The organism is Nonomuraea sp. NPDC048882 (genome assembly GCF_040649755.1).
Taxonomy (GTDB): domain Bacteria; phylum Actinomycetota; class Actinomycetes; order Streptosporangiales; family Streptosporangiaceae; genus Nonomuraea; species Nonomuraea maheshkhaliensis.
The window spans coordinates 174,448-198,742 of sequence record NZ_JBEZGB010000009.1; the positions used below are offsets into that span (position 1 = coordinate 174,448).

The following is a 24,295-nucleotide window of genomic DNA, read 5'->3' on the forward strand; positions in this document are numbered from 1 at the left end:
ATGACGTCGTACGGTCGCCTCCTTCTCGGCCGCCGCGGCGGGGCCTGACCGGACCGGCACCCCGCCGCGGCGGTCGGTGTGCCCAGCCGGTCTCCCCTCCGAGCACCGAGAAGGACGAACTCATGTACGACTGGAACAGGCAGCGCCCGAGCGCCATGCCGTACCACCGCTACCGGCCCGCCCACGAGCGCGTCGAAGTGCCGCTCGCCGCCGAGCGCGCCTGGCCGGGGCGGCGCATCACCGCAGCACCCCTCTGGGTCCCCGTGGACCTGCGCGACGGCAACCAGGCGCTGGCCGAGCCGATGGACCCGGCCCGCAAGCGCCGGATGTTCGACCTGCAGACGGCCATGGGCTTCAAGGAGATCGAGGTCGGCTACCCCTCGGCCAGCCAGACCGACTTCGACTTCGTCCGCGAGCTGGCCACGCCGGGCGCCGTGCCCGACGACGTCACCGTGGTGGTCTTCACCGCCGCCAGGCGCGACCTGATCGAGCGCACGTTCGCCGCCGTCGAGGGCATGTCCCGCGTGGTCGTGCACCTCTACGCCGCCACCGCCCCCACCTGGCGCGAGGTGGTGCTCGGCCACGACAGGCGCGAGCTGCGCGCCCTGATCAGGGACGCCGCCGGCCACGTCGCCCGCCTGGCCGGCGACCGAGACATCCGCTTCGAGTTCTCGCCGGAGGTGTTCAACCTCACCGAGCCTGACTACGTGCTGGAGGTCTGTGACGACCTGACCGCCCTGTGGGACGCCTCGCCCGACCGGCCGGTGATCCTCAACCTGCCCGCGACGGTCGAGGTGGCCACGCCCAACGTGTACGCCGACCAGATCGAGTACATGCACCGCAACCTCGCCCGCAGGGACGCGGTGATCCTGTCCGTGCACCCGCACAACGACCGCGGCACCGGCGTCGCCTGCGCGGAGCTGGCCCTGCTGGCGGGGGCGCAGCGGGTGGAGGGCTGCCTGTTCGGCAACGGGGAGCGCACCGGCAACGTGGACCTGGTCACGCTCGCGCTCAACCTGCACGCGCAGGGCGTCGATCCCATGATCGACCTCTCGGACATCGACGAGGTGCGGCGGGTGGTCGAGCACTGCAACCGCCTGCCGGTGCCCGACCGCCACCCGTACGCGGGCGACCTCGTCTACACCGCCTTCTCCGGCACCCACCAGGACGCCATCGGCAAGGGCCTGGCCCACCACGCCAAGCGGGCCGCCGAGCTGGGCGTGCCGCCGGAGCGGGCGCCGTGGGAGGTGCCGTACCTGCCGATCGACCCGGCCGACGTCGGCCGCGACTACCAGGCCGTCATCCGGGTCAACAGCCAGTCGGGCAAGGGCGGCGTCGCGTACCTGCTCAACACCCGCTACGGCCTCGAACTGCCCCGCCGCCTGCAGATGGACTTCTCCCGGGTGGTGCAGCGGGCCACCGACGGCAGCGGCGCGGAGATCACCGCCGAGCAGCTCTGGGAGCTCTTCCACGCCACCTACCTGGCGCCGGGGGAGGCCGCCCCGCTGGCGAGCTGGAGCACGGTGGAGACCGGGCCGGGCGTGCACACGTTCGAGGGGACGCTGACCAGCGGGCGCACCCTGAGCGGCACCGGCAACGGGCCGCTGTCGGCGCTGACCGTCGCGCTGACCGCCGACGGTCTCGACGTGGACATCCTGCACTACGCCGAGCACGCCCTCGATCCCGGCAGGGGCGGCCGGGCCATCGCCTACGTCGAGGTCCGCGCGGGCGGCGTCACCCGCTGGGGCGCGGCCACGGACACCTCCGTCCTGACCGCCTCGGTCCGCGCCGTGCTGGCCGCGGTCAACCGGGCCATCGACCGGGCCATCGACCCGGCCGCGCACGTGATCGGCTGAGCGCTCGCGTACGATCACCCGGTGGAGAGGACACGGATGTTCGAGGCGGGCGCCGTCCTGGAGGTGCTGCGGGCCCTGCGCGCGGCGGGCTGCGCGGTCTGGATCGCCGGCGGCTGGGGCGTCGACGCGCTCGTCGGGCGCGTCACCAGGACGCACGCCGACCTCGACCTGCTCCACCGGGTGGAGCAGGAGCCCGCCGTGATCGCGGCCCTGGAGGCCTTGAGGTACGCCGAACAGCACGAAGGCGTCGTCCCCGGCAGGCCCGCCCGTTTCGTCATGGCGGAGCCCGGCGGGCGCGAGCTGGACCTGCACCCGCTGAGCTTCCGCCCCGACGGCTCGGCGCTGCAGCGGCTCGACGACCACGGCGGCGCCTTCACCTATCCGGCGGACGCCTTCGCTTCCGGCGTGATCGAGGGCGTGGCCGTGCCGTGCCTGTCGGCCGCCCAGCAGGTGACCTTCCACCAGGGCTATGAGCCGAGGGAGCGCGACCTGCACGACATGGCCAGGCTGCGGGAGACGTTCGGGATCTCGACCCACTTCTGAACGGGTGGTCAGCCCTGGGCGACGACCCCCGACAGGTGCGCGGCGCACTCGTCGCGGTAGAACAGCGTACGGCTGCGCAGCCGCTTCGGGTCGGCCAGCACGGCCCGGGAGACCGACGGCAGCACCGCGTGCCGTACCGGCCCGAACAGGCGGGCCACGTCGGCGGGTGTGCCGCCCTGGGCGCCCAGCCCAGGGGCCAGGATGGGCCCGTTGAGGTCGGTCAGCGAGTCTTCGAGCTCCGGCAGCGTGGCACCCATCACCAGCCCGACCGGCCCGAACGGGGAGTGCCCCACGTTGGCGGCGGTGGCCCCGGCCAGCACCTGGCCGGCCACGAGCCGCTGCAACCCGGCCGCCTCCGGGTTGGAGGTACGGGCCAGCACGAACACGCCCGCGTCGTTGGCCACCGCCGACGTGATTGCCCCCTTCAGCGAGGCGAACCCCAGGTAGGGGCTCAGCGTCACCGCGTCAGCCGCCAGCGGGCTGCCCCGGTCGAGGTAGGCCTCCGCGTACGCGGCCATCGTGCTGTCGATGTCGCCCCGCTTGACGTCGAGCAGCACCAGCGTGCCCGCCTCGCGCAGGTCGGCGATGGTGCGTTCCAGGACCGCGATGCCGCGGCTGCCCCAGCGCTCGAAGAAGGCCGACTGCGGCTTGACCACGGCGACCACGTCGGCCACGTTCTCGACCACGGTGCGGCTGAACCGTTCCAGCCCCGCGGGCGAGTCGTCCAGCCCCCAGGCGGTGAGCAGCGCCGGGCTCGGATCGATGCCCACGCACAGGGGTCCCCGGTCGTCGAGCCTGGCTCGCAGACGCGCCCCGAACGAATCGTTCATGTGACAAAGCTCCCTCACGACCACGGGTAGGCGGCCCCGCGGGTGCCGTGGGCATGAATCGTACTCCCGCGACATTATGGTGCCGAGGCACCGATGCCCATCCGGTGCGGGGCCGAGTCTTCCACATGCGGTCGTGCGGGTAGATCAGCAGACATGTACGAGATCGCCCATCGGGTGCTGGCGCTGCATACCGATCCGCCGCGTGACGTGGTCGTCACGCTCGGCCTGCCGTACGAGGAGGTGACGGGCGAGTGGTCGTGCCCGTACCGGATCGACGGGCTCGACGGATGGGAGCACGAGCGGAAGGTCACCGGGCTCGACTCGCTGGAGGCGGTCGAGCTGGCCATGGTCATGGTCAGGGCGGCGCTGGCCGGCTCTCACGAGGCCAAGGAGGGGCTGCTGACCGACGATGACCGTCCGGAGGGGATGCGGCCGCGGACGGTGTACGTGAGCGTCGACGACGACCGCAACATCGCCTATATAGCGATGAAGCATGAGATCGTGCCCGGAGAGGCGGCGGACCAGAGGGTGGCGGGGGACGTCGTGCTCGACTTCGGCGACTCGGGGCAACTGCTGGGCGTGGAACTCACCGACGCGGCCAGGCGGCTCCCGTCCGAGATGCGGGTCTGACGGCACGGCGGTGGCCCCTCCGGGATGCAGGGCCGAAGACGCGCGGGCGGTCTGTCCGCGATGTCCGTCTAACGCGTCAGGAGCCACCGCCAGCGCGGCAGTTCCAGCACCACCGTCACCACGGCCAGCACCGAGACCACGGCGGCGGCGACCGCGTGCCAGGCCGACCACGCCGCCGCCACCGCGGCCACGACGTGCAGGACGACCAGCAGGATCGTCACGTAGCCCGGCACCGCGACGATCACCTGCCGCTTGTCGCCCGGGGTGGCGAAGAGCGTCGGCAGCCCGATCAGCACCACCACGGCGAGCACGGCCAGCGGAACGGAGTGCGGGGCGAGCGCCCACGGGGTCGCCACCCAGGCGACCAGCTCCGTGGCGAAGCGGAACACGGACGCGAGAGCGTCGGCCGGACGATCCTCGGAGAGCATTTGCGTAGGTTATAACCGATCCGTCCCAGACCCTGTCGGAGCCGTCCCGACCGGACAATCGCCGTATTTACCCCGCCGCAGGCTTGTTCGCGCTGGTCAGGGGAAGTGCACCCAAAATGGGGTGAGGCTGGAGCACCGGAAGAGGTGGCCGCTGTGCGGGGTGTCCATCGGGGGGCGGGACGCCGTGGGATCGTCTTGACCGGCCTGCTCCGGCGGGTCGCAGGCTTCGGATCGCGGACGGCCGCGCGCATCACGCGTGCGCCGTGGTCCATCCGGGCGCGCATGATGCTGCTGACCACCTTGGTAACGCTCGTCCTGTCCGTGATCATGGCGGTGCTGGTCCTGGACCACCAGCACCGCGACGAGACGGACCTCAGGCTCAAGACCGTCTACCGGGCGCACCTGGAGATGGTGCACCGCTACGCGCACCGCCCGCCGCCGCCGCTCATCCACGTCGAAGGGGTGGCCGCGACGCAACTGGTGAATGCCGCCGGGCGGGTCGTCTCGGCGACCGAGCGGGTACGGGGGCAGCCGCGGATGGCCGCCTTCGTGCCCGCACGCCGCCCCATGACCGTGGACCGGCGGCTGTGCGATGTGCCCGGCGTCCCGTGGAGGCCATGACCGCCGAGCTCGCGGAGATCACCGAGACCGATCTCGCCCACCGGGTCCCCGTACCGGCGCACCACGACGAGCTCCGCTACCTGGCCACGATCGTGAACCGCACGCTGGAGCAGCTGGAGGCGGCCGTGCACCGCGAGCGGCGCTTCACCACCGACGCCTCGCACGGCCTGCGCTCCCCGATCACCGGCGCCCGCCTGCGCCTGGAGGAGGCGCTGATGGACCCGGACGCGGTGGACTGGCCGGACATGGCCAAGGACCTGCTCGGCGACGTGGAACGCCAGCAGGCCATCGCCGAGGAGATCCTCACCCTGGCCCGCCTGGACGCCGACCGGTCGGCCCAGCACCAGCGCACCGACCTGGCCGAGCTCGTCCGCACCGAGCTCCAGCGCCGCACACCCGGCCGTGTCCCGATCCGCGCCGACCTGCGGCCGGACGTGTTCGTCACCTGCGACCCGCTGCTGATGTCCCGGTTGCTGCACAACCTGCTGAACAACGCTGAGCGCCACGCCGCCACCGGCGTCACCGTCGCGGTCAGGGCCGAGGACGATACCGGAGTCCTGGAGGTGTACGACGACGGCGCGGGCATCGCGCCCGAACTCCGCGAACTCGTCTTCGAACGCTTCGCCCGGCTGCCGGAGTCACGCGCCCGCGACCCCAAGGGCACCGGCCTGGGCCTGCCCATCTGCCGCGAGATCGCCCGCGCCCACCGCGGCACCCTCACCATCGAGGACTCCGGCCAGGGCACGAGCCTGGTGCTCCGCATGCCCCTGCCCGCCTGATAGCCGGGTCACGGACCCTGGTGGCGCAGAGCCGCGCCCGCGAGGTCCTGGGGCGTGAAACTCGCCGCCGCCACCCGGTATCGCGGATCAAGCGCCTCCCACAGCTCGTCCAGGAGCTCGTGCTGATCGGACGCCTCGGTCACGGCTTCGAGGAACGGCTCTCCGGTCTCCACGCGCCGGCCGTCGGACACATAGGTGGTCATCAGCACGGCATCGCCGGGAGCCAGATCCCGGACGGAGAGCGTCAGCAGATCGGTCGAGGTCCGGTCGCCGGAGCTGCGACGGGCGGCGCCGAACCAGGCGTCCGCGGGGGAGTCCACGTTCACGACCACGGTGACGCGCGGCGTGAAGATCGGCGGATCAGGTTCGTAGTCCAGGTCGTCCAGAGCGATGACCGGCGGCCGTCCGGCCCGCAGGCGATCGGCCACGGTCGCCACCTGCTCCCCGTTCCCGAACACCAGCCAGCCGTCACGTCGCGTGGCGGCGATGTAGTGCCGCAGCGGGTCGTCCGGGGCCGGATCGGTCGGGCCGACGACGAGCTCGTGACCGGCCGGGCGCAGAGCACGCGCCTTCGACGCCTCGCTACGGCCGGTCAGGACGTAGCCGCCGCACATCGCACCATCTAGGGTCCTGGCCCACACCACGATCCGTCCCGGATAGGGGTTGGCCTGGAGAGTTTCCCGCAGCGGCGGCATGGACACCCGAGCTCCCTTTTGCGATCCGGCCGCTCGTCGATCCATCGGCGGCAGCCGCGCCAGCCTACAGCTCCGAGGCGAGGCGGACGTGATCGCGTGGTCGCCGGAGACCGTTCGCGTACGTCATGACCTCGCGGGAGCCCGGACGGACGGGATAATCGCCTGGTGAGCACCGTGACCTTCCCCCGCATCGTGGCCACCGACCTCGACGGCACCCTTCTCAGCTCGACCGGCTCCGTCAGCCCGCGTACCAGGAAGGCGTTGCGCGCCGCCCGCGCGGCCGGCGCCGAGATCGTCTTCGTCACCGCCAGGGCGCCGCGCGGCGTCAGGGAGATCGCCGCCCAGGCGGAGGTCACCGGCACCGCGATCTGCAGCAACGGCGCCGTCGTCTACGACCTGGCCACCGACGAGATCACCGCCAGCAGCCCGCTCGACCCGCAGGCCGCGCGCAAGGTCGCCGAAGCGCTCGCCCTCGCCCTGCCCGACGTCGGGCTGGCCGTCGAGACCGGCAGGAACGTGCTCACCGAGGCCGCCTACACCCGCAGGATCGAGCAGGACGCGGCCTTCTACCGCGAGGTCGACTCGGTCTTCGGCGCGGACCGGCCCATCGTCAAGCTGCTGGCCATGTCGCCGTCCCGCACGGCGGACGAGATGTACGCGGCGGTGTCGGAGACGGTCGGCGATCTGGCCGAGGTGACGTACTCGGGCCTGGAAGGGCTGCTGGAGATCAGCGCCCCCGGCGTCACCAAGGCTGCCACGCTCGACCGGCTCTGCCAGGAACGGGGTGTCGGGGCCAGCGACGTGGTGGCCTTCGGCGACATGCCCAACGACCTGGCCGTGCTGCTCTACGCGGGCGCCGGATACGCGATGGCCAACGCCCACGAGCTGGTGCTGGCGGCGGCGGAGCACCGGACGCTGTCCAACGACGAGGACGGCGTTGCCGTGGTGCTGGAGGAACTGCTCGGCCGCGCCGCCTGACGCCCGTTCGCCGGGATCGCGCCGTCGTGCCCGCCCACCCCCGCGGGCGGGCACGTACGGACTCACGCGTCGTCGTCCGACACGCGCGACGCGCCCTCACAGGAGGACGGCGCCGCGCTGAACACCGGCAGCAGCCCTCCGCACGTGCTCAGCGGCAGGGACACCGGCTCGACGATCTCGTCGTTGAAGATGATCACATCGCCGATCAGCGGGGCCGGGCCGCTCTTCGCGGGGGCCTCGTCCCCCGCGTACGCGCCGGGGCAGCCGAGCAGCGCCGACGCCACCGCCGCCAGCCCCGCGACGACCGCGTGTCCGACCCGCATCACTCCCCCCGCCATGCCCATTGCCGGGCCCACCGGCGAGCCCACCGGCGCGCCGCTAGGCGGCCAGGCGCTCCTGCGACGTCGCGGCGGACTGCTCCCCGTCGCCCGTGCCATGCTGCGGACGCCCGCCCTCCATCATCCGGTCGATCATGGCGAGCGCGATCGCGGAGACGACGAAGGTCAGGTGGATCAGGGTTTTCCATATGAGCTCCCGGTCGGTGATGGTGGGTTTCGCGGCGTTGATGAAGATCTGGAGGAGATGGATGGAGGAGATGCCGATGATCGCCATGGCCAGCTTGACCTTCAGCACGTTGGCGTTGACGTGCGAGAGCCATTGGGGCTGGTCGGGATGTCCTTCGATGCGCAGCCGCGAGACGAACGTCTCGTAGCCGCCGATGATGACCATGATGAGCAGGTTCGAGATCATCACCACGTCCACGAGCCCGAGGACGATCAGCATGACGGTGGTCTCCGCGGGCGTGCCGCCGAAGCCCAGCTGGATCAGGTGGAGCAACTCCATCATGAAGCGCCAGACGTAGACGACCTGCGCGACGATCAGTCCCAGGTAGAGCGGCACCTGGATCCACCGGCTGAAGAACATGAAGTAGCCGACCCGTCGGAGCGGTGTCCGTGGCCCGGTCGGCGTCTCGGCCACGGACAGCTGCGCTACCCGCACTAGGACGTCAGGACGTTGATGTGCTGGATGTAGGTCTGGATGTCGACGAGCTGACGGTCGCTTGTGCCGAGCTCGTCGAGGATGAACGGCGGCGCGCCGGCGGCCAGCGCCAACGCGGCGGCGGCGGTCAGGACTCGGACCTTCAACGGAACTCCTTGCTGCGGCTCTTCGTGCACCCGCTGGTGGCGCGAACGGTTGGCTGGGACCGGGCGGCGTCCGGCGTGCGGCCGCCGCCCGTTACCGGTGTCGAGGGGTGGTCCCGTGCCGGAAGCCCGCGTGGTCAGGGAGCGAGGCAGTTCGTCGCGGGGAGCTCGGGCGGCGCGAGCAGGGACGCCGGGTCCATGGCGGCGGCCGGATCCACCACCCCGAGCGCGGCGTTGGGGGTCTCGGCCAGGCAGGCGAGGGTGACGACGGGATCGACGACGGCGTGTGCCGCAGGGGCGGAGAGCAGGGTCAGGCCGCCGGCGACGAGCGCGGTGACGGCGATCCGACGGGGGGCGCAACGCATGTGACCTCCTGGGTGACGGTGTTGGACAACCGTCGATTAGCTACCCAGAGTAATGGCTCGGTAACACTCCGTCTAAGAAAGTTGTTCGCGAGGCCGCGTTGACCCAGGCTCACCGGCGGGGGACAGCGGGTCCGCCATGATCCAGCGGTCCTGCGCGGCCATCACCTCGTCGGCGTGGTCGGCGGCCCACTCGCCGAACGCCTCGATCGGGCCCAGCAGCGTACGGCCCAGGTCGGTCAGCTCGTACTCCACCCTCGGCGGGGCCTCGGCGTAGGTGTGGCGCGTCACCAGCCCGTTGTACTCCAGGCGGCGCAGCGTCTCGGTCAGCACCTTGCTGCTGATGCCGCCGATCTCCGTACGCAGCCGTCCCGGCCGGCGCGGGCCGTGCCGCAGCGCCCACATGACGACCGCGTTCCACGTGTTGGCGAGCAGGTCGAAGGCCAGCCGGGTCTGGCAGTCGGCGAGGAACAACGCGGGCCTTCCGATAGGAACCGAATGGTGTGCGACGGACTTCCTACAGTCCTGCTGTCAAGTAAAGCCCCTCATTCGGAGGACGGAACATGCGGATCGGGATCCTGGGCGCGGGCAACATGGCGGACGCGCTGGGCACGCAGTGGGCGGCGGCGGGACACGAGGTGATGGTCAGCGGGCGGGACCCGGGCAGGAGCGCGGAGCGCGCGGCCCACATGACCGCCCAGGCAGCCGGGACGGGCGGCGTTCCGGCAGGGGGAGTTTCTGGAGAGGTGCGGAGTGGGAGTTTCGCGGAGGTGGCCGGGTTCGGGGACGTCGTGGTGGTGGCCGTCAGGGAGGCGGGGCTGGTCGACACGCTCCGGGCCGCCAGCCCGGCACTGCGCGGCAAGCCGCTCATCGACGTGACGAACGGCGCCGCGCCCGACCGGTATGACCCCACGCGTCCCCTCGCCCACCTGATCGCCGACCTCACCGGCGGGCATGTCGTGAAGGGCTTCAACCTGTGCCACGTGGACGTCTGGCGGCTCACGCCTCCGGTCTTCGACGGCCGCCCGCTGGCCGTACCCCTGTGCGGGGACGACCCGGCCGCCATGGACGCCGCGCGCACGCTGGTCGCCGACCTCGGCTGCACCCCCGTGAACGGCGGCGGCCTGGCGCGGGCGATGCAACTGGAGGCGACGGCGGCGTTCATGATCGGGCTGTGGTTCGGCGGCGCCGACGCCCAGGCCGTCCTGCCGCCTCTGCCCTCCTCGGGAGAGCACCAGCCGGCCTGATCGGGTACGACCGCTGATGTAGCGCGGATCGCGACCGGGGGCGGATGCGGCCACCGCCCGCCGGGCGGATCCTGAAGGCCTTTCGTCCTAGGTCAAAGGAGAGGCCAGTGGTCACCGAGGTCGCCAAGGGCAGCGGGTACGCCACCGCGTTCAAGGTCGTCACCGCGCTCAGCACGTTGTCGGTGCTCGTCCAGGCCGTGACAGCCGGGCAGCTGCTGAGCGGGGGAGCGGCGGGCGCGCACGGAATGGGCGCGACCGCGGTGCACGCGCTGGCGCTGGCCCAGCTCGTCGTCGCCGTCCTGCTGTGGCGACCGGCCCGGGGTCCGGGCTGGCCCGCGCTGGTCAGCCTGGTGATCCTGCTGCTCGGGTTCGTCCAGTCGATGCTGGGCGGGTCGGGGGCGGTGGCGGCGCACGTGCCGCTCGGGATGACGCTGTTCGGCCTCAGCGTCTGGCTCCTGGTCTGGTCCCTGCGCCGCTGACCCGACCGGGGACGGGCTACGGCCCCGGGGCCGGCAGACGGGGGCGCCGGTCCCGCGGCCGTACCGGCTGGCCGGTCGGCCGGTCGGCCGGGGCGGGGTTGGCCAGGATGGTCGCACAGGACGGGCGGTCGGCCCGGGGGCGGGGTCGGCCAGGACGATTGACTGGCCCGGGGCGGGCTCAGGACGGGTGGCGGGCCAGGTGGTCGGCGTGGCGGATCGGCTCGGGGAGGCGGTAGCGGGACGCCAGCCGCAGCACCTCGCCGGTGGCGGTGCCGAGTGAGATGCGGTGGCCCTGCGACACGTACACCGGCCTGACCCCGCGCCGCGTGCGCAGCGCCCGTCCCACGACGGCGCCCTCGTGGACGATCGGCGTCCAGGCGCCGCGTTCCTGGCCGGGAGGCTCGTGCGTCCCGACGAACGGGGTCTTGCCCACCCCCACCGACGGCAGCCCGGTCAGCACGCCCAGGTGGCAGGCCAGGCCGAAGCCGCGCGGATGGGCCAGCCCGTACCCGTCACAGACCAGCAGGTCGGGCGTCACCGTGAGCCGTTCGAGCGCCTCCACCAGCGCGGGCAGCTCTCTGAAGGCGAACAGGCCGGGCACGTAGGGGAAGGCCGCCTTCCCATGCGACACCGCCTGCTCCACCGGCTCCAGCGTCGCGCCGTCCAGCACGACCACCGCGGCCGTCACCTCGTCGTCGCCGTGATAGTGCACGTCCAGGCCCGCTACCAGCGCGAACGTATCGGGTCCCGTCAGCTCGACCTGCCCGCGGAGCCGGTCCTGGACGGCCTCCGCCTCGGCGACACTCGTGGGCCAAGAGTGAAGCTGATTCACACGCACCCGCCCTAAGGTATCTCCGTATGAGGGTGGATCCTGACGAGATCGTGGTGGCCGTCGGCCCCGGCCTGGTGGCGGACGCGGGGCTGCTCGCGGAGATCGCCGACCGCGAGTTCACCCGTCTCGGGGTGAGTGGCACGGTCGTGCACGCCCGCGACACCGCCCACCTGCTCTCGTCGGTACGGGAGCACGAGGTGGCGGTCGTCCTTCCCGGACCGGGGGAGGAGGCACGCTCATCACTCGGAGAGCCACTCGGCCCCTCGGTCGTGGTGTGGGTGGACATCGACCGGGTCGACGGGGCCACGCACATCCACGGGCGCGGGATCGCCGGCCTGGCCTGGGGAATCCGGCACGCCGTCCACCGGGCGCGTCACTCCGGCATCCGTCGCATCGCCTACGGCCCTTCGCCGGAACAGTGGGGCGACCTGTACCTCCCCACCATCAGCACCACTAGCTCGGCGGGCTCAGCGGGCACCGCCACCGCGGCCGTCGCCTTCAGCGTTGCGGCTACCGGTACCGACACCGTCGCAGACAGCGCGACCGCCGACACCAGGGCCGCCGACACTGCGGCCACCGGCGCTGCGTTTACTGGCACTGCGACCGCCGGCATCGCCGCTGCCAGCGCGGCCACCGGCATCGCCGCCCGCGCCTCCGACGGAGCGGTGCCGGTGGTGGCGTTGATTCACGGTGGCTATTGGCGTTCGATCTGGGCGGCCGACCTCATGGAGGAGCTCTGTGAGGATCTGGCCGGGCGTGGCTTCGCGGTGTGGAATCTCGAATACCGCCGCCCCGACCTGCACGGCTGGGCCGCGACCACCGCCGACATCGCCACCGGCCTGGCCACGCTGACCACCCTCCCGGCCCTGGTCGGCCAAGGGGCGGCGGTCGCGCTCGACCTGGATCGGATCGCCGTCGCCGGACACTCGGCCGGCGGGCAACTCGCGCTGCGGGCGGCGGCCGACGGATCGCGGATGGCGCTGGCCGTGTCCCTGGCGGGCGTGCTCGACCTCGTCCAGGGAGATCGCCGCAAACTCAGCGCCGGCGCGGTCGCCGCCGCCCTCGGCCAGACCTCGGCCCAGCCCGGCGACGAAGACCCCTATGCCGCCTCGTCCCCCCTCCACCGCCTCCCTCTCGGCACCCCGCAGCTCATCGTGCAAGGCCGGGACGACGATCTCGACCTGGTCGACTTCGCCCGCCGCCACGCCGCGCTGGCCCGGCAGATGGGCGACGACGTGACGTACCTGGAGCAACCGGGCGACCACTTCGACGTCATCACTTCCACCGCACCCATCTGGCACGCCACCGTCAAGGCCATCGCCGACGCCCTCGCCTAGACAGGTCCCGCGCGCCGCCGTACGAAGAGAAGATGGAGGTCACGATCGTCGGCGCCGGCCTCGTCGGCTGCCTGCTCGCCTGCTTCCTGGCCCGCCGCGGCCACCGCGTCACCCTGTACGAACGCCGCCCCGACCCCCGCGAGCACGGCCCCGACCAGGGCAGGTCGATCAACTTAGCCATCTCCGAGCGCGGCATCGACGCCCTGCGCCGCATCGGGCTCGACGGCAAGGTGCTGGGCGCGGCGCTCCCCATGGCGGGCCGGATGATGCACGCCCCCGACGGCGCCCTCACCTTCCAGCCCTACAGCGCCGACCGCACGCAGGCGATCAACTCGATCGGCCGCGCCGACCTCAACAGGGAGCTCCTGGACGCCGCCACCGCGTTGCCGGGCGTGGAGGTGCGCTTCGGGCACCGCCTGACCGGGCTGGACGAGCGGACGGGCACGCTGGAGTTCGCGCACGGGGAGCAGACCACGGCCCGGGTCGTGATCGGCGCGGACGGGGCCCGCAGCGCGGTCAGGGACCGGCTGCGACAGTTACCCGGGGTCAACTTCAGCCAGGACTACCTGGACTACGGCTACAAGGAGCTGACGATCCCGGCCAGGGACGGCGCGTTCGCCATGGACCCGGGCGCGCTGCACATCTGGCCCCGAGGCCGCTCCATGATGATCGCCCTGCCGAACCAGGACCGCTCGTTCACCTGCACCCTGTTCTGGCCGCACGGCACGCTCGACGCCCTGGACACCCCGGAGCGGATCAGGGCGTACTTCGCCGAGCACTACCGGGACGCGTTCGAGCTGATGCCCGGCCTCGTCCCGGCCTACCGGGCCAATCCGGTCGGGCATCTGGTCACCGTGCGCTGCTCGCCCTGGAACGTCAGCACCGGGCCCGTCGTGGTCGGGCTGGTCGGGGACGCCGCGCACGCCATCGTCCCCTTCTACGGGCAGGGCGCCAACTGCGGCTTCGAGGACTGCGTCGAGCTGGACCGGTGCCTGGACGAGGCGGGCGACGACTTCGCGCGGGCGCTGGCGCTGTTCGAGCGGCGCAAGACCGACACCGACGTGATCGCCCGGCTGGCGCTGGAGAACTTCGTGGAGATGCGCGACAGGGTCGGCTCGCGGGCGTTCCTGGCCGGCAAGCGCCTGGAGCACGCGCTGGAGCGGGTGCTGCCCGGCTATGTGTCCCGGTATGAGCTGGTGTCGTTCTCGACGACGCCGTACGCGCGAGTGGAGCGCCGCATCACCCGCCAGCGCCGGCTCGCGGCGGCCGGCGCCGCGCTGGTGGCGCTCGCCCTGGCGGCCCGCCTCGGCCGCGCCAGGCTCACGAAGCCCAAGCGGCGCCAACACGCGTAGCGGGGAGACACAGCGGGTGGCGGAGCGGCGGTGTCACGAAGCCCTGGCGGCGGGGGCGCGGGAGGTGACGAGGGCGGCGAAGCGGGTGGTCACCCGGTGCCAGATCGGCGTGGAGACCGGCTCGTCGGCCACCGCCCGCGCGTAGACCTCGGCCGGGTCGAACCCGTCGGCCTGCCACGTCAGCATGCGCTCGGGCACCACCTCGGGATGGAACTGCACCCCCCACGCCCGCTCGCCCACCCGGAACGCCTGGTACGGGCACGCCTCGGTCTCGGCCAGGTGGACGGCCCCGCCGGGCAGCCGGGTGACGGCGTCTTTATGGTGCTCGACGGCGGGCACCACCGGCGGCAGCCCGTGGAAGAGCGGGTCGGCGGCGGCCTCGGGCCTGATCGTGACCGGCAGGCTGCCGTTTTCCGGCGTGCCCGTGTCGCCGGTCACCTCGCCCCCGGCCACGTGGGCCAGCATCTGCCCGCCGAGGCAGATGCCCAGCAGCGGCACGCCGTCGTCCAGCGCCTGACCCATCAGCCGCCGGGCGTCGCGCAGCCACGGCGCCCGCTCGTCGTCGCCGGGCAGGTAGCCGCCACCGAGCATGATCATGGCGTCGTGGCCGAGGCGGTGGGGCAGGGGAGCGCCGTCGTGGGCGAGCACGACGTCGAGCCGGTGCCCGGCCTTCTCCAGCCAGCCGCCCACGCGGCCGGGACCTCCGCTCCTGCTGTTCTGGACGATGAGAATGTCAGCCAAGACAGGCCTCCGCCTGATGATCGGTCATGGTCATGGCAGGTTGGCCGCCCGCGCGACGTGGCGCAGCAGCAGGGCGGTGGTCACCGGGCCGACCCCGCCGGGCACGGGGGTGAGCGCGCCCGCCACCTCCGCGACCGCCGGGAAGTCGACGTCGCCGGTCAGGCCGCCCTCGTCGGTCGGGTTGGTGCCGACGTCGATCACCACCGCTCCCGGCGCGACGTGATCGGCCCCGATCAGCCCCGCCCGGCCCACTGCCGCGACCAGCACCTCGGCCTGGGCGGTGACGGCGGCCAGGTCGCGGGTGCGCGAGTGGCAGACGGTGACGGTGGCATGGCGGTCGAGCAGCAGGTGCGCCAGCGGCTTGCCGACCACCGTCGAGCGGCCGACCACCACGGCCCGCCGCCCCGCGAGCTCGACCTCGTAGTGGTCGAGCAGCGCCATCACGGCCGCCGCCGTCGCGGGCGGGAACGCGGGCAGCCCGGCGGCCAGCCGGCCGAGCGAGAGCGGGTTGGCCCCGTCGACGTCTTTACGCGGGTCGATGGCCGCGGCCAGCTCCTGGGCCGAGGCCCCTTCCGGCAGCGGCGTCTGCAGCATCACGCCGTGCACGCCGGCGTCGGCGCTCAGCCTGATCAGCGTCTCGCCGATCTGCTCGGGCGCGGCCTGCGGGCCCAGGTCGACCAGGTCGCAGGCGATGCCGACGGCGGCCGCCGCCTTGGCGATCGAGCGCACGTACCACAAACTCGCCTCGTCGGCCGTGGCCACGACGACGGCCAGGCGCGGCTGCGCGCCCGAGCCCGCCTCGGCCTGCGTCTGGGTCCTGATGGCGGCGGCCAGGTCCCGGCCGGTCAGCGTCTTCACGGCTTGATCTCCTCGCGTACCTCTGCGGTCACCCAGTCTGCCCTGGCCACGGCCGAGTCGACGCCGGACAGGCGGATGTTCAGCTCCGCGCGTAGCCGTTCGTCCTGTACGCCGCCCAGGTTGACCTCCACGTTGACCCGGCCCGTGGTGAGCGCGGCGCGGGCGGCCTCGGCGGCGGCGGCCACGTCGGTGACCACGTTGCGGTTGCAGATCGGCAGCATCAGCTCGCACAGCTCGATCACGCGCGCGGCGGCCTCGACGACCCTGGCGGGCGGCTCGGCGGCGCCGGCCAGCGCCCTGGCGATGGCGCCGCTGCGCTCCTCGCCCTTGGGCAGCCGGTAGGCGTCGGTGACCGCGGTGAACGCCGCGGCGTCCTCCTCGGCGAGCCTGAGCGAGCGCGCCCGCAGCGTGTCGGTCTCGGCGATCACGGCGACGACCGTCTCGGCGTGGGCGGTGTATTTCTCGCCGGTGGTGTAGCGGGCCACCATGCCGAGCAGGGCGGCGGCCTGCGCCGCGTGCAGGGCCGCCGTGGCGCCCCCGCCGGGCGCGGGCACCCGGTCGGCGAGTTCGGACAGGAAGTCGACGATCGTCAAGTCGCGCATGGCGGCATTCTGCCAGGCCGCCCGCGGCTCACTCGCGGTACATCGGCCGCGTGGCGTCCTCGGGCCCCTGATGCGGCGGCTGCGGCAGGTACGGAGACTGTGCCGGCGACTGGGCCGGCTCCCATGCTCCCGCGTATTCGGGCTGCGCCACGTACTCGGGGCGCTGCCTGGCCCGCCACCGCGACGGGAACATCGACGCGACCAGCAGCGCCACGCCGAGCAGCAGCTGCAGCCCCGAGTAGCTGAGCGTCAGGAAACCCGACGACAGCGAGGTGGGCAGCAGCTCGTTGGGGATCAGCCGGACGCTGGTCGTCATCTCCACGAACGGCAGGGCGCCGACGCCGGTGAACGCGAGCCCGCCGAGCAGCGAGGCCACGGGCGACAGGCGGGAGGCGATCAGGAACGCGAGCAGGATTCCCGTCGCGACGAGTGCCCCCAGCCCGATCCACGAGAGCCGGAACGACTGTGCGGCCTGGACGGACAGTTCGCCGACGCCGTACCAGAGCCCGGCGGCGACCAGGGGAGGGAGAAGCAGTCCTGCGACCACTCCCAGAGCGTGACGGGTACCGTTTGACATGACTCACCCCGTTTGTTTGGCTCTGTCCCAACCTACTCGCTGGGTCACTCCAGCGGGGGTGCCGGTCCGTAACCGGTCCTGAGTCCGGACATTTCTGAGAAATGTGTGAGAAGCCGGTCGTGGGTCTTTGCCGGGCCCACCCCCTTGGGCATCGTGGGCCGCATGAGATCCGCGATCCTGAAGACCGCACTCAGCGCTCTCGTCGTGGTCCTGCTCGGCAGTGTGCCGGCGCAGGCCGCCTCGAAGCCCGACACCTTCCCGCTGCCGAACGGGTTCCAGCCGGAGGGCATCGAGATCGGGCCGGGCCCCCACGCCTACTTCGGCTCACGCGCCACCGGCGACATCTACCGGGCCGACCTGCGCACCGGAAAGGGCTCCGTCGTCAGCAAGGGACCGGGAACGCCGTCGCTCGGGCTGAAGACCGACGGGCGCAGGCTGTTCGTGGCCGGAGGCAACGCCGGCAACGCGCGGGTGGTCGACCTGCGCACCGGACGGGTGCTCAAGTCGTACCAGTTCGCCACCGGGACGTCGTTCGTCAACGACGTCATCCTCGTCGGAGGCGCCGCCTACTTCACCGACTCCTCCAACGCGGTGCTGTACAAGCTGCGGCTCGGCCGGGGCGGCGCGCTGCCCGAGAACTTCACCACGATCCCGCTCACCGGCGCCATCCAGTACGGGACCGGCATCAACGCCAACGGCATCGCCCCGAGCCCCGACCGGCGTTCGCTGCTGATCGTGCAGTCGAACACGGGCAAGCTGTTCGAGGTGAACCCCTCCTCCGGCGCCACCACCGAGGTGAACCTGGGCGGGGAATCGCTGGTCAACGGCGACGGCCTGCTGCTGTCGGGCCGCACCCTGTACGCCGTGCTGAACCGCGACAACACGATCGCCGTCGTCGGCCTGTCGCGCGACGGCTCGTCAGGAAAGATCGTCAAGCGCCTGACCGACTCCAGGTTCGACATCCCCACGACGGTCGCCGCCTACGGCCACCGCCTCTACCTGCCCAACGCCCGCTTCAGCACCACGCCGACGCCGGACACGCCGTACGACGTGGTCGCCGTCAAACGCTGAACCGCTTTCACGTGAGGACGCGCCTGCCGGGGCGCGTCCTCACTTCTTGATCGTGTAGCGGTCGCCGTAGACCTTCCAGGTCAGCGGCGGCTTGAGGTCGAGGTTGCGGTTCTTCAGGAAGACCCGCTGCATCGTGTCGACCCGGGTCGTGTCCTCGTGGGCCTCCTCGGCCCGCATCGCCGCCTTGCGGGCGTCGAGGAACGCGTTCAGGTACGTCACCTCGTTCCCGCCACGCGCCGGCGGCCTGGCCTTGGCCATGGCCGTCTTCCTGATGCCGCCGAAGCTGAGCCGGTCGGCGCCGGGCCCGTGCATGACCATGGCGTCGTAGTAGACGAACTGGCCCAGCGCCCGCAGCCCGTCCTGCTTGGCCCGGCGGACGGCCGGGTCGAAGTAGACCCGGTCGCGCTCGTCGTTCTGGGCCCGTTGGAAGGCCGGATCCTTGGCCGCCCTGCGCCAGTCGGCGGGGAAGCGCGGGGCCAGGCCCTTCAGCGAGGCGGTGCCATTGACCCGGCGCAGCGCGGGCAGGTATTTCGCCAGCACGTTGCCGGGTTTGCGCCTGGTGTAGAGCTCGACCAGCTTCAGCATGTCGCCGGTGCCCGAGCAGAAGCCGATGATGCCGGCCGTGTAGCCGCGATCGTCCTTGATGTCCTCGATGTAGCCGTACTGGGCCTTCCAGTCGAGCGAGGAGTTCTCCGCGCTGGACACCAGCCGCATGGCGATGTCCTTCTTGTGCGCGCCGGCCAGGCCGGCCGCCGGGGCGGTGGCGGCGGGGCCGGCGGGGACGGTGCTCAGGGTGAGGGAGAGGGCCACGAGGGCGGCGGCGATCACGGAGGAGAAGCTACTCCACGGGGCGCAGGGCCGCGAGCTGCTGCTCGAACGGAACGACCTCTTCCTCGTCGTCCTGCTTGTCCCGCTTCGCACCGGGCGCGCGGTGCAGGAGCAGGCCGGCCAGCTCGTCGGCGGCGCGGCCGATGCGCTCGCCGAGCCCGTCGGTGAAGGCGTCGCGGCCGCCGCCCCAGTCCTCCGACGCCGCGTACACGGCGGTCGGGACGACCACCGCGCGCAAGTACGCGAACAGCGGCCGCAGCGCGTGCTCCAGCGCCAGCGAGTGCCGGGCGGTGCCGCCCGTGGCCGCGATGAGCACCGGCTTGCCCGTCAGCGCGGTGTTGTCCAGCACGTCGAAGAACGACTTGAACAGGCCGCTGTAGGAGCCGCTGAAGATCGGCGTGACCGCGATCAGCCCGTCGGCCTCCGTCACGGCCGCGATGGCCTCGCGCAGCCTGGCGTTCGGGAAGCCGGTGACGAAGTTGTTGGCGATGTCGACGGCCAGGTCACGCAGCTCGATCACGCGGACCTCGGCGCCGGTCGGGGCGCCGGTCTCGGTCCCGGTCCCCGTCTCGGCCCCCGTCTCGGCCCCGGTCTCGGTCGGGGTCTCCGCCGCCGTCCGGTGAATGACCGCCTCGGCCAGGCGGTCGGCGAGCAGGCGGGTGGAGGAGGGCTGGGTGAGCCCGGCCGTGACGACGGCGAGCTTCATGATGCTCCTTTCCGGAAATATCAGGATTCGAGGGCCGGGGCTAGGCGCCGACGGGCTCGGACGCGTCCTTGGCGGCGAGCAGGCGCGCGTGCGTCGGCGCGCCGGGCACCTCGGCCGGCCGGTTCTTGGCGAACTCCTTGCGCAGCACGGGCACGACCTCCTCGCCGAGCAGGTCGAGCTGCTCCAGTACGGTCTTCAGCGGCAGGCCCGCGTGGTCCATGAGGAACAGCTGGCGCTGGTAGTCGCCGAAGTACTCCCTGAACTCCAGGGTCCTGTCGATGACCTGCTGCGGGCTGCCCACCGTGAGCGGGGTCTCGGCCATGAACTCCTCCAGCGAGGGGCCGTGGCCGTAGACGGGGGCGACGTCGAAGTAGGGGCGGAACTCGCGTACCGCGTCCTGGGAGTTCTTGCGCATGAACACCTGGCCGCCCAGCCCGACCACGGCCTGCTCAGGGGTGCCGTGCCCGTAGTGGGCGTACCGCTGCCGGTAGAGGCTGATCAGGCGCATGAAGTGCTCCTTCGGCCAGAAGATGTTGTTGGCGAAGAAGCCGTCGCCGTAGTAGGCGGCCTGCTCGGCGATCTCGGGGCTGCGGATGGAGCCGTGCCAGACGAACGGCGGCACCCCGTCCAGCGGGCGCGGCGTGCTCGTGAAGCCCTGCAGCGGGGTGCGGAAGCGGCCCTCCCAGTCCACGACGTCCTCGCGCCAGAGCCGGTGCAGCAGCGCGTAGTTCTCGATGGCCAGCGGGATGCCCTGCCTGATGTCCTGGCCGAACCACGGGTAGACGGGCCCGGTGTTGCCCCGGCCCAGCATGAGGTCCACCCGGCCGTCGGCCAGGTGCTGCAGCATGGCGAAGTCCTCGGCGATCTTCACCGGGTCGTTGGTCGTGATCAGCGTCGTGGCGGTCGACAGCTGGAGGCGCTCCGTCCTGGCCGCGATGTACCCCAGCATGGTGGTGGGGGAGGACGGCACGAAGGGCGGGTTGTGGTGCTCGCCTGTCGCGAAGACGTCGAGCCCGACCTCTTCTGCCTTGAGCGCGATCGTCACCATCGCCTTGATCCGCTCGTGCTCGGCCGGGGTCCTGCCGGTGGTGGGGTCCGTGGTGACATCGCCCACGCTGAAGATGCCGAACTGCACTTTAGTCACCATCCATGACTGTTGAATCTTTGACGACTACGCTAGCGCCAAGGCGCGCCCAGGTATTCCATCATCGAGCACACCCGGCCCCGCAGGGCGGACTCGCGGTGAGCGGACGGCTTGGGGAGCAGGTGGGGCGGTCAGGAGTGGCGGGCGCGGAAGGCCGCCGCCTTGGCCCGGTTGCCGCAGCGGCGCATGTCGCACCATCGGCGCGTACGCCGATGCGAGGTGTCGAGGTAGAGCCGGGTGCAGGGAACGGCCTCGCACTCCCTGATCAGTGCCGCCTGCGGCCCGCCCAGCAGCTCGGCGGCCGAGCGGGCGGCGCTGGACAGCGCGGCGGACAGGTCGCCGCCGCGCTCCACGCCGTGCTCGCCGAGCAGCACGCTCGCCGGCGCGGGCGCGGCGAACCGGTTGAGCGTGCGCCGGTCGGCCGCCTCGAACGCCGCCCCCGTACGGGCCGCGGACGCCAGCCGGTAGATCGCCTCACGCAGCGCCACCGCCCCGGCCAGGTCGTCGTCACCGGCGGTGGGCGGGACGTCGAGCAGCCCGGCGGCGACCGTCCAGCGGGCCAGCTCCGCGGGCGTCGCCAGCAGGTCGACCCGCGCGCCCCGCCGGTCGCCGACGGTGCCGGCCAGGTCGAGCCCGAGGTTCCCGCTGACGAACGTGAAGTCCATGCCCCCATAGTAACCAGGTTGACAAGTTACTTCGGCGGCTGTCACGGTTAATAACCACTGTAGACGGTTACTTGAAGCAGGAGCAGTGGTGTGATGGCAGTGCCGACCGTGCCGACCGTGCCGACATCGACCGAAGGAGCGGGGCCGCGCCGGTACGGGCCCCGGCACCGCTGGGTCGTGCTGGCCGTGGGCGTCGGGGCGCAAGGCAGCTTCTCGGCGATGTTCTCCGGCATCCCGGTCACCGGCGTCTCGATGCGGGCGGGTTACCACCTGTCCACGGGGGCGCTCGGGCTGGCGCTGGCCTGTCTCGGGCTCGGCGTGGCCGTCTCCGACATCGTCTGGGGTCTGCTGACCGACCGGTTCGGCGACCGGCGCGTCCTGCTCACCGGCCTGACGTCCACCGGCGTCCTGCTGGTGGTGATGGCCACGGCCGTCACACCGGCGGACGGGGCCGGGACGGCGCTGCTGGCGGTGTGCCTGACGATCGCGGGCGCGCTCGGCGGCAGCGTCAACGGCGCGTCGGGGCGCGCGGTGATGACCTGGTTCGGGGAGGGGGAGCGGGGGTTCGCGATGAGCGTGCGCCAGACGGCGATCCCGGCGGGTGGCGCGGTCGGGGTGGCGCTGCTGCCGTGGCTGGCCCAGTCGTACGGCTTCCGCGCCGTCTACGCCGTTCCCGCCGCCTTCTGCCTGCTCGCCGCCGCGGCGACCTGGCGCTGGCTGCACGAACCCACTCCGCGGCCGGCCGTCCTGCCGACGACTACGACAGGACCGCGCGGCCCCTCGCCCGTTCCGCAGACCACCACCGGCCTGTCCGCCCCCGTGGCGGAGAGCGCCGTCCGGACGTCACGCGTTACGGAGAGCGCCGCCCGGACGTCGCCGGCTGCGGAGAGCGCCGTTCCGGCGTCACCCGTCGCGGAGGACCTGGGGCTCAGGTCGCCGTTGCGGCGCTGGGACGTGTGGCGGCTCGCGCTGGCCGGAGCCCTGCTCACCGTCCCCCAGTTCGCCGTGCTCACCTTCACCGCGATCTTCCTGCACGACGCCAAGGGCGCGGGCACGGCCCTGGCCGGCCTCACCGTGCTGATCGCCCAGCTGGGCGGCGGCGCGGTCCGCATCTGGACCGGCCGCCGCACCGACCGCGCGGAAGACAGCGCCTCCGCCCGCCGCGCCTGCCTGCGCCGCATCGGCGTCCTGGCCGGGATCGTGATGGCCGGGGCGGCGGTGCTCACCGACGCGCCCACCCCGATCACCGTCACCGCACTCGCCCTCGGCGGCCTGCTGGCCAACTCCTGGCACGGCGTCGCCTACACCGAGATCGCCGCCATGGCCGGCGCGGGCCGCGCGGGCACGGCCCTGGGCCTGATCGGGACCACGCTGTTCGCCATGGCCTTCCTCACCCCGCTGCTCATCCCCGTGGTGCTGGCCCACACCTCATGGGCCACGGTGTGGGGCCTGGCCGCGGCCGCCTCGCTCGCCGCCGTCCCCCTCGCGCCGGCCGCGTTCAGCGCGCGCCGGTCTCGCAGAGCGCGTTGATGTCGGCGGGGCCGAGGATCCGCTTGGGGGCGCCCCGCTCGGCCACCGTGATCATCGCCTGGCCGATCCGCTCGGTCGTGGTGATCCCCGCGCCGAACAGCCGCCGCAGCACCGGGTAGAACGGCCGCACCACCACGTAGGCCAGCCGGTAGAAGCGGGTGCGCGAGGTGACGCCGTACATCGGCTGGATGTAGCCGGGCCGGAACATGTACGCCTCCAGGGGCAGCTCCAGCAGGGCGTTCTCGGTCTCGCCCTTCACCCGCGCCCACATGGCCCGGCCGTGGGCGTCGGTGCCGACGCCGGACACGTACACGAACGTCGAGCCGGGATTGAGCCGCGCCAGCGTCCGGCCGGCCGACAGCGTGAAGTCGTACGTGATGCGCCGGTAGTCGCGCTCCTTCATGCCCGCCGACGAGACCCCGAGGCAGAAGAAGCACGCGTCGTAACCGCGCAGCTCGTCCTCGATCGCGGACAGGTCGAGCAGGTCGTCGTGGCGCAGCTCGCGCAGCTTGCCGTGGGTGACCCCCGTGACGGCCCTGCCGACCGTGAGCACGGCCGTGACCCGGTCGTCGAGCAGGCACTCCCTGAGCACCCCGCGCCCGACCATCCCGGTCGCCCCGAACAAGATCACTCGCATCTCGGCACCCCTCCAGAGCAAGCGTAAGGCGGCGCGGGATCAGGTGAGGTCACGCAGCGCTTCGCGCAGCCGGGCGCGGGCCAGCGCCGGGATGGACAGGCCGCGGGTGGAGATGCCGATCGCCCACTGCGTGCCGGGCACGACCGCGCCCGCGCAGGCCACGTCCTCCCTGAACTGCCCGTACTCCTCCACCACCTGGCCGGGGCGTAGGAGCGCCAGCTCCTCCTCGACGTCCTCGACGCTGGTGGGGGTGGCGGAGGTGAAGCGGCGCAGGCCGTACTCGGTGAGGATGCCCCGCCGGATGCGCGGCGGCAGCGACAGCAGCAGTGCCTTGCCGAGCGCGGTGGCGTGCGGGGCCGTCTCCAGGCCCGCCTGGAGGTCCTCCAGCCACGGCGAGCGCGGCCCCTCCGCCACGTCCACCACCACCAGCCGCGCGTCGGTGAGCTGCGCGAGGTAGGCGGTGTGGCCGGACTCTGCGGCGAGCTGCCGCAGCACCTCCGCCGCCCGAGGCGGGCGCTCGAACGCCTCCAGCATCTCGTGGAAGCGCTCGGCCACCTTCGAGCCGATCATGTAGTCGCCGTCGGGTCGCCGGTGCAGGTAGCCCTCGTAGCAGAGGGTGCGGACGAGATGGTAGGAGGTGGACAGGTTGAGGCCGCACCGGCGGGCTATCACCTTGACCGACAGCGGCCGGTCGGCCCGCGAGACCTCCTCCAGCACGCGCAGGGCGCGTGAGACGCTGCGGATCAGATCGCTTGGTTCATCGTCGGTCATCCTTCAAGCATGTTCGTCATTTGAAAAACGGACGCCTACCTCAGGCGGCACACC

At 72.4% G+C, this 24,295-nt stretch carries 31 protein-coding genes; 12 read left to right on the top strand and 19 right to left on the bottom strand.

What is annotated here, in order from left to right:
• Positions 1-122: 122 nt before the first annotated feature.
• Together leuA and AB0C27_RS30645 are read left to right on the top strand one after the other, a co-directional pair.
• Positions 123-1,856 carry a 2-isopropylmalate synthase gene (leuA, locus tag AB0C27_RS30640; RefSeq protein WP_357850716.1) on the top strand — a complete coding sequence of 578 codons (1,734 nt, stop codon included), beginning with the start codon at positions 123-125 and terminating at the stop codon, positions 1,854-1,856.
• A 21-nt stretch (positions 1,857-1,877) separates the two neighbouring features.
• Complete coding sequence (locus AB0C27_RS30645) at positions 1,878-2,399, top strand: hypothetical protein (RefSeq protein ID WP_357850719.1); 522 nt, start codon at positions 1,878-1,880, stop codon at positions 2,397-2,399.
• Positions 2,400-2,407: 8 nt separating this feature from the next.
• Here AB0C27_RS30645 and pyrF read toward each other — a convergent pair whose 3' ends face one another.
• A complete protein-coding gene (gene pyrF, locus AB0C27_RS30650; protein WP_357850721.1) occupies positions 2,408-3,229 on the bottom strand; it encodes an orotidine-5'-phosphate decarboxylase in 822 nt (273 codons plus the stop codon).
• 153 nt (positions 3,230-3,382) lie between these two features.
• On the opposite strand from pyrF, the gene AB0C27_RS30655 reads away from it, so the two are divergent.
• Positions 3,383-3,859: a DUF2283 domain-containing protein gene (locus AB0C27_RS30655; protein ID WP_357850724.1), complete on the top strand. Its 477-nt coding sequence runs from the start codon at positions 3,383-3,385 to the stop codon at positions 3,857-3,859.
• Between the two features lie 68 nt (positions 3,860-3,927).
• Here the strand turns inward: AB0C27_RS30655 and AB0C27_RS30660 are convergent, their stop codons facing one another.
• Complete coding sequence (locus AB0C27_RS30660; protein ID WP_357850727.1) at positions 3,928-4,287, bottom strand: hypothetical protein; 360 nt, start codon at positions 4,285-4,287, stop codon at positions 3,928-3,930.
• Between the two features lie 282 nt (positions 4,288-4,569).
• Between AB0C27_RS30660 and AB0C27_RS30665 the strand changes: the two genes are divergently transcribed.
• Together AB0C27_RS30665 and AB0C27_RS30670 are read left to right on the top strand one after the other, a co-directional pair.
• Positions 4,570-4,908, top strand: a complete 339-nt coding sequence (locus AB0C27_RS30665; protein WP_357850730.1) for a hypothetical protein — start codon at positions 4,570-4,572, stop codon at positions 4,906-4,908.
• Positions 4,905-5,687 carry a HAMP domain-containing sensor histidine kinase gene (locus AB0C27_RS30670; protein WP_357850733.1) on the top strand — a complete coding sequence of 261 codons (783 nt, stop codon included), beginning with the start codon at positions 4,905-4,907 and terminating at the stop codon, positions 5,685-5,687. The genes AB0C27_RS30665 and AB0C27_RS30670 overlap by 4 nt, the downstream gene beginning before the upstream one ends.
• A gap of 8 nt (positions 5,688-5,695) precedes the next feature.
• Here the strand turns inward: AB0C27_RS30670 and AB0C27_RS30675 are convergent, their stop codons facing one another.
• Positions 5,696-6,382: an IMP cyclohydrolase gene (locus AB0C27_RS30675; protein ID WP_357851398.1), complete on the bottom strand. Its 687-nt coding sequence runs from the start codon at positions 6,380-6,382 to the stop codon at positions 5,696-5,698.
• Positions 6,383-6,547: 165 nt separating this feature from the next.
• Between AB0C27_RS30675 and AB0C27_RS30680 the strand changes: the two genes are divergently transcribed.
• The gene (locus AB0C27_RS30680) at positions 6,548-7,360 is read left to right on the top strand and encodes an HAD family hydrolase (RefSeq protein ID WP_357850736.1); all 813 of its coding nucleotides are present in this window, start codon (positions 6,548-6,550) and stop codon (positions 7,358-7,360) included.
• A gap of 62 nt (positions 7,361-7,422) precedes the next feature.
• Here AB0C27_RS30680 and AB0C27_RS30685 read toward each other — a convergent pair whose 3' ends face one another.
• The 5 genes from AB0C27_RS30685 to AB0C27_RS30705 all read right to left on the bottom strand — a co-directional run bounded on the left by AB0C27_RS30685 (position 7,423) and on the right by AB0C27_RS30705 (position 9,338).
• The gene (locus AB0C27_RS30685; protein WP_357850739.1) at positions 7,423-7,683 is read right to left on the bottom strand and encodes a hypothetical protein; all 261 of its coding nucleotides are present in this window, start codon (positions 7,681-7,683) and stop codon (positions 7,423-7,425) included.
• 55 nt (positions 7,684-7,738) lie between these two features.
• On the bottom strand, positions 7,739-8,338 hold the full coding sequence (locus AB0C27_RS30690; RefSeq protein ID WP_357850742.1) for a TIGR00645 family protein: 600 nt from the start codon (positions 8,336-8,338) through the stop codon (positions 7,739-7,741).
• Between the two features lie 20 nt (positions 8,339-8,358).
• The gene (locus AB0C27_RS30695) at positions 8,359-8,505 is read right to left on the bottom strand and encodes a hypothetical protein (protein WP_357850745.1); all 147 of its coding nucleotides are present in this window, start codon (positions 8,503-8,505) and stop codon (positions 8,359-8,361) included.
• A 134-nt stretch (positions 8,506-8,639) separates the two neighbouring features.
• Positions 8,640-8,867 (bottom strand): hypothetical protein, encoded by a 228-nt coding sequence (locus AB0C27_RS30700; protein ID WP_357850748.1) that lies wholly within the window; start codon positions 8,865-8,867, stop codon positions 8,640-8,642.
• Between the two features lie 72 nt (positions 8,868-8,939).
• On the bottom strand, positions 8,940-9,338 hold the full coding sequence (locus AB0C27_RS30705) for a helix-turn-helix domain-containing protein (protein WP_357850751.1): 399 nt from the start codon (positions 9,336-9,338) through the stop codon (positions 8,940-8,942).
• Positions 9,339-9,427: 89 nt separating this feature from the next.
• Here AB0C27_RS30705 and AB0C27_RS30710 point away from each other — a divergent pair, with 89 nt between their 5' ends.
• Entirely contained in the window at positions 9,428-10,111 is a 684-nt protein-coding gene (locus AB0C27_RS30710; RefSeq protein ID WP_357850753.1) for an NAD(P)-binding domain-containing protein, read from the top strand.
• A gap of 107 nt (positions 10,112-10,218) precedes the next feature.
• A complete protein-coding gene (locus tag AB0C27_RS30715; protein ID WP_357850756.1) occupies positions 10,219-10,590 on the top strand; it encodes a hypothetical protein in 372 nt (123 codons plus the stop codon).
• 178 nt (positions 10,591-10,768) lie between these two features.
• On the opposite strand, the gene AB0C27_RS30720 is transcribed toward AB0C27_RS30715, so the two are convergent.
• Positions 10,769-11,428 (bottom strand): endonuclease V, encoded by a 660-nt coding sequence (locus AB0C27_RS30720; protein WP_357850759.1) that lies wholly within the window; start codon positions 11,426-11,428, stop codon positions 10,769-10,771.
• 20 nt (positions 11,429-11,448) lie between these two features.
• Between AB0C27_RS30720 and AB0C27_RS30725 the strand changes: the two genes are divergently transcribed.
• Both AB0C27_RS30725 and AB0C27_RS30730 read left to right on the top strand, forming a co-directional pair.
• Positions 11,449-12,759: an alpha/beta hydrolase gene (locus AB0C27_RS30725; RefSeq protein ID WP_357850762.1), complete on the top strand. Its 1,311-nt coding sequence runs from the start codon at positions 11,449-11,451 to the stop codon at positions 12,757-12,759.
• On the top strand, positions 12,717-14,111 hold the full coding sequence (locus tag AB0C27_RS30730; RefSeq protein ID WP_357851401.1) for an NAD(P)/FAD-dependent oxidoreductase: 1,395 nt from the start codon (positions 12,717-12,719) through the stop codon (positions 14,109-14,111). Before AB0C27_RS30725 ends, AB0C27_RS30730 begins: the two co-directional genes overlap by 43 nt.
• A 33-nt stretch (positions 14,112-14,144) precedes the next feature.
• Here the strand turns inward: AB0C27_RS30730 and AB0C27_RS30735 are convergent, their stop codons facing one another.
• Genes AB0C27_RS30735 through AB0C27_RS30750 form a run of 4 tightly spaced genes read right to left on the bottom strand, consistent with a single transcriptional unit; the run spans position 14,145 to position 16,859 of the window.
• Positions 14,145-14,852 carry a type 1 glutamine amidotransferase gene (locus AB0C27_RS30735; protein ID WP_357850765.1) on the bottom strand — a complete coding sequence of 236 codons (708 nt, stop codon included), beginning with the start codon at positions 14,850-14,852 and terminating at the stop codon, positions 14,145-14,147.
• Positions 14,853-14,882: 30 nt separating this feature from the next.
• Entirely contained in the window at positions 14,883-15,710 is an 828-nt protein-coding gene (locus tag AB0C27_RS30740; RefSeq protein WP_357850768.1) for a bifunctional 5,10-methylenetetrahydrofolate dehydrogenase/5,10-methenyltetrahydrofolate cyclohydrolase, read from the bottom strand.
• Positions 15,707-16,312 (bottom strand): cyclodeaminase/cyclohydrolase family protein, encoded by a 606-nt coding sequence (locus AB0C27_RS30745; protein WP_357850771.1) that lies wholly within the window; start codon positions 16,310-16,312, stop codon positions 15,707-15,709. The genes AB0C27_RS30740 and AB0C27_RS30745 overlap by 4 nt, the downstream gene beginning before the upstream one ends.
• 28 nt (positions 16,313-16,340) lie before the next feature.
• Positions 16,341-16,859 (bottom strand): hypothetical protein, encoded by a 519-nt coding sequence (locus AB0C27_RS30750; protein ID WP_357850772.1) that lies wholly within the window; start codon positions 16,857-16,859, stop codon positions 16,341-16,343.
• A gap of 192 nt (positions 16,860-17,051) precedes the next feature.
• Between AB0C27_RS30750 and AB0C27_RS30755 the strand changes: the two genes are divergently transcribed.
• On the top strand, positions 17,052-17,960 hold the full coding sequence (locus AB0C27_RS30755) for a superoxide dismutase (RefSeq protein WP_357850775.1): 909 nt from the start codon (positions 17,052-17,054) through the stop codon (positions 17,958-17,960).
• Positions 17,961-17,999: 39 nt separating this feature from the next.
• Here AB0C27_RS30755 and AB0C27_RS30760 read toward each other — a convergent pair whose 3' ends face one another.
• The 4 genes from AB0C27_RS30760 to AB0C27_RS30775 all read right to left on the bottom strand — a co-directional run bounded on the left by AB0C27_RS30760 (position 18,000) and on the right by AB0C27_RS30775 (position 21,303).
• A complete protein-coding gene (locus AB0C27_RS30760; protein WP_357850778.1) occupies positions 18,000-18,788 on the bottom strand; it encodes a chitosanase in 789 nt (262 codons plus the stop codon).
• A 10-nt stretch (positions 18,789-18,798) separates the two neighbouring features.
• A complete protein-coding gene (locus AB0C27_RS30765) occupies positions 18,799-19,494 on the bottom strand; it encodes an FMN reductase (RefSeq protein WP_357850781.1) in 696 nt (231 codons plus the stop codon).
• A gap of 40 nt (positions 19,495-19,534) precedes the next feature.
• Positions 19,535-20,629, bottom strand: a complete 1,095-nt coding sequence (locus AB0C27_RS30770; protein WP_357850784.1) for an LLM class flavin-dependent oxidoreductase — start codon at positions 20,627-20,629, stop codon at positions 19,535-19,537.
• Between the two features lie 140 nt (positions 20,630-20,769).
• The gene (locus AB0C27_RS30775; RefSeq protein WP_357850787.1) at positions 20,770-21,303 is read right to left on the bottom strand and encodes an ABATE domain-containing protein; all 534 of its coding nucleotides are present in this window, start codon (positions 21,301-21,303) and stop codon (positions 20,770-20,772) included.
• Positions 21,304-21,396: 93 nt separating this feature from the next.
• On the opposite strand from AB0C27_RS30775, the gene AB0C27_RS30780 reads away from it, so the two are divergent.
• The gene (locus AB0C27_RS30780; protein WP_357850790.1) at positions 21,397-22,833 is read left to right on the top strand and encodes an MFS transporter; all 1,437 of its coding nucleotides are present in this window, start codon (positions 21,397-21,399) and stop codon (positions 22,831-22,833) included.
• On the opposite strand, the gene AB0C27_RS30785 is transcribed toward AB0C27_RS30780, so the two are convergent.
• Both AB0C27_RS30785 and AB0C27_RS30790 read right to left on the bottom strand, forming a co-directional pair.
• Entirely contained in the window at positions 22,802-23,470 is a 669-nt protein-coding gene (locus AB0C27_RS30785) for an epimerase (RefSeq protein ID WP_357850793.1), read from the bottom strand. The genes AB0C27_RS30780 and AB0C27_RS30785 overlap by 32 nt on opposite strands.
• 39 nt (positions 23,471-23,509) lie before the next feature.
• The gene (locus AB0C27_RS30790; RefSeq protein WP_357850796.1) at positions 23,510-24,241 is read right to left on the bottom strand and encodes a helix-turn-helix domain-containing protein; all 732 of its coding nucleotides are present in this window, start codon (positions 24,239-24,241) and stop codon (positions 23,510-23,512) included.
• Between the last annotated feature and the right edge of the window lie 54 nt (positions 24,242-24,295).

Coding starts and splice junctions, on each gene's coding strand:
- AB0C27_RS30755 (WP_357850775.1), top strand. CDS start 17,052: ATGAGATCCGCGATCCTGAAGACCGCACTCAGCGCTCTCGTCGTGGTC.
- AB0C27_RS30660 (WP_357850727.1), bottom strand. CDS start 4,287: ATGCTCTCCGAGGATCGTCCGGCCGACGCTCTCGCGTCCGTGTTCCGC.
- AB0C27_RS30765 (WP_357850781.1), bottom strand. CDS start 19,494: ATGAAGCTCGCCGTCGTCACGGCCGGGCTCACCCAGCCCTCCTCCACC.
- AB0C27_RS30790 (WP_357850796.1), bottom strand. CDS start 24,241: ATGACCGACGATGAACCAAGCGATCTGATCCGCAGCGTCTCACGCGCC.
- AB0C27_RS30665 (WP_357850730.1), top strand. CDS start 4,570: ATGATGCTGCTGACCACCTTGGTAACGCTCGTCCTGTCCGTGATCATG.
- AB0C27_RS30685 (WP_357850739.1), bottom strand. CDS start 7,683: ATGCGGGTCGGACACGCGGTCGTCGCGGGGCTGGCGGCGGTGGCGTCG.
- leuA (WP_357850716.1), top strand. CDS start 123: ATGTACGACTGGAACAGGCAGCGCCCGAGCGCCATGCCGTACCACCGC.
- pyrF (WP_357850721.1), bottom strand. CDS start 3,229: ATGAACGATTCGTTCGGGGCGCGTCTGCGAGCCAGGCTCGACGACCGG.
- AB0C27_RS30775 (WP_357850787.1), bottom strand. CDS start 21,303: ATGGACTTCACGTTCGTCAGCGGGAACCTCGGGCTCGACCTGGCCGGC.
- AB0C27_RS30710 (WP_357850753.1), top strand. CDS start 9,428: ATGCGGATCGGGATCCTGGGCGCGGGCAACATGGCGGACGCGCTGGGC.
- AB0C27_RS30725 (WP_357850762.1), top strand. CDS start 11,449: ATGAGGGTGGATCCTGACGAGATCGTGGTGGCCGTCGGCCCCGGCCTG.
- AB0C27_RS30675 (WP_357851398.1), bottom strand. CDS start 6,382: ATGCCGCCGCTGCGGGAAACTCTCCAGGCCAACCCCTATCCGGGACGG.
- AB0C27_RS30745 (WP_357850771.1), bottom strand. CDS start 16,312: ATGCGCGACTTGACGATCGTCGACTTCCTGTCCGAACTCGCCGACCGG.
- AB0C27_RS30780 (WP_357850790.1), top strand. CDS start 21,397: ATGGCAGTGCCGACCGTGCCGACCGTGCCGACATCGACCGAAGGAGCG.
- AB0C27_RS30785 (WP_357850793.1), bottom strand. CDS start 23,470: ATGCGAGTGATCTTGTTCGGGGCGACCGGGATGGTCGGGCGCGGGGTG.
- AB0C27_RS30670 (WP_357850733.1), top strand. CDS start 4,905: ATGACCGCCGAGCTCGCGGAGATCACCGAGACCGATCTCGCCCACCGG.
- AB0C27_RS30700 (WP_357850748.1), bottom strand. CDS start 8,867: ATGCGTTGCGCCCCCCGTCGGATCGCCGTCACCGCGCTCGTCGCCGGC.
- AB0C27_RS30655 (WP_357850724.1), top strand. CDS start 3,383: ATGTACGAGATCGCCCATCGGGTGCTGGCGCTGCATACCGATCCGCCG.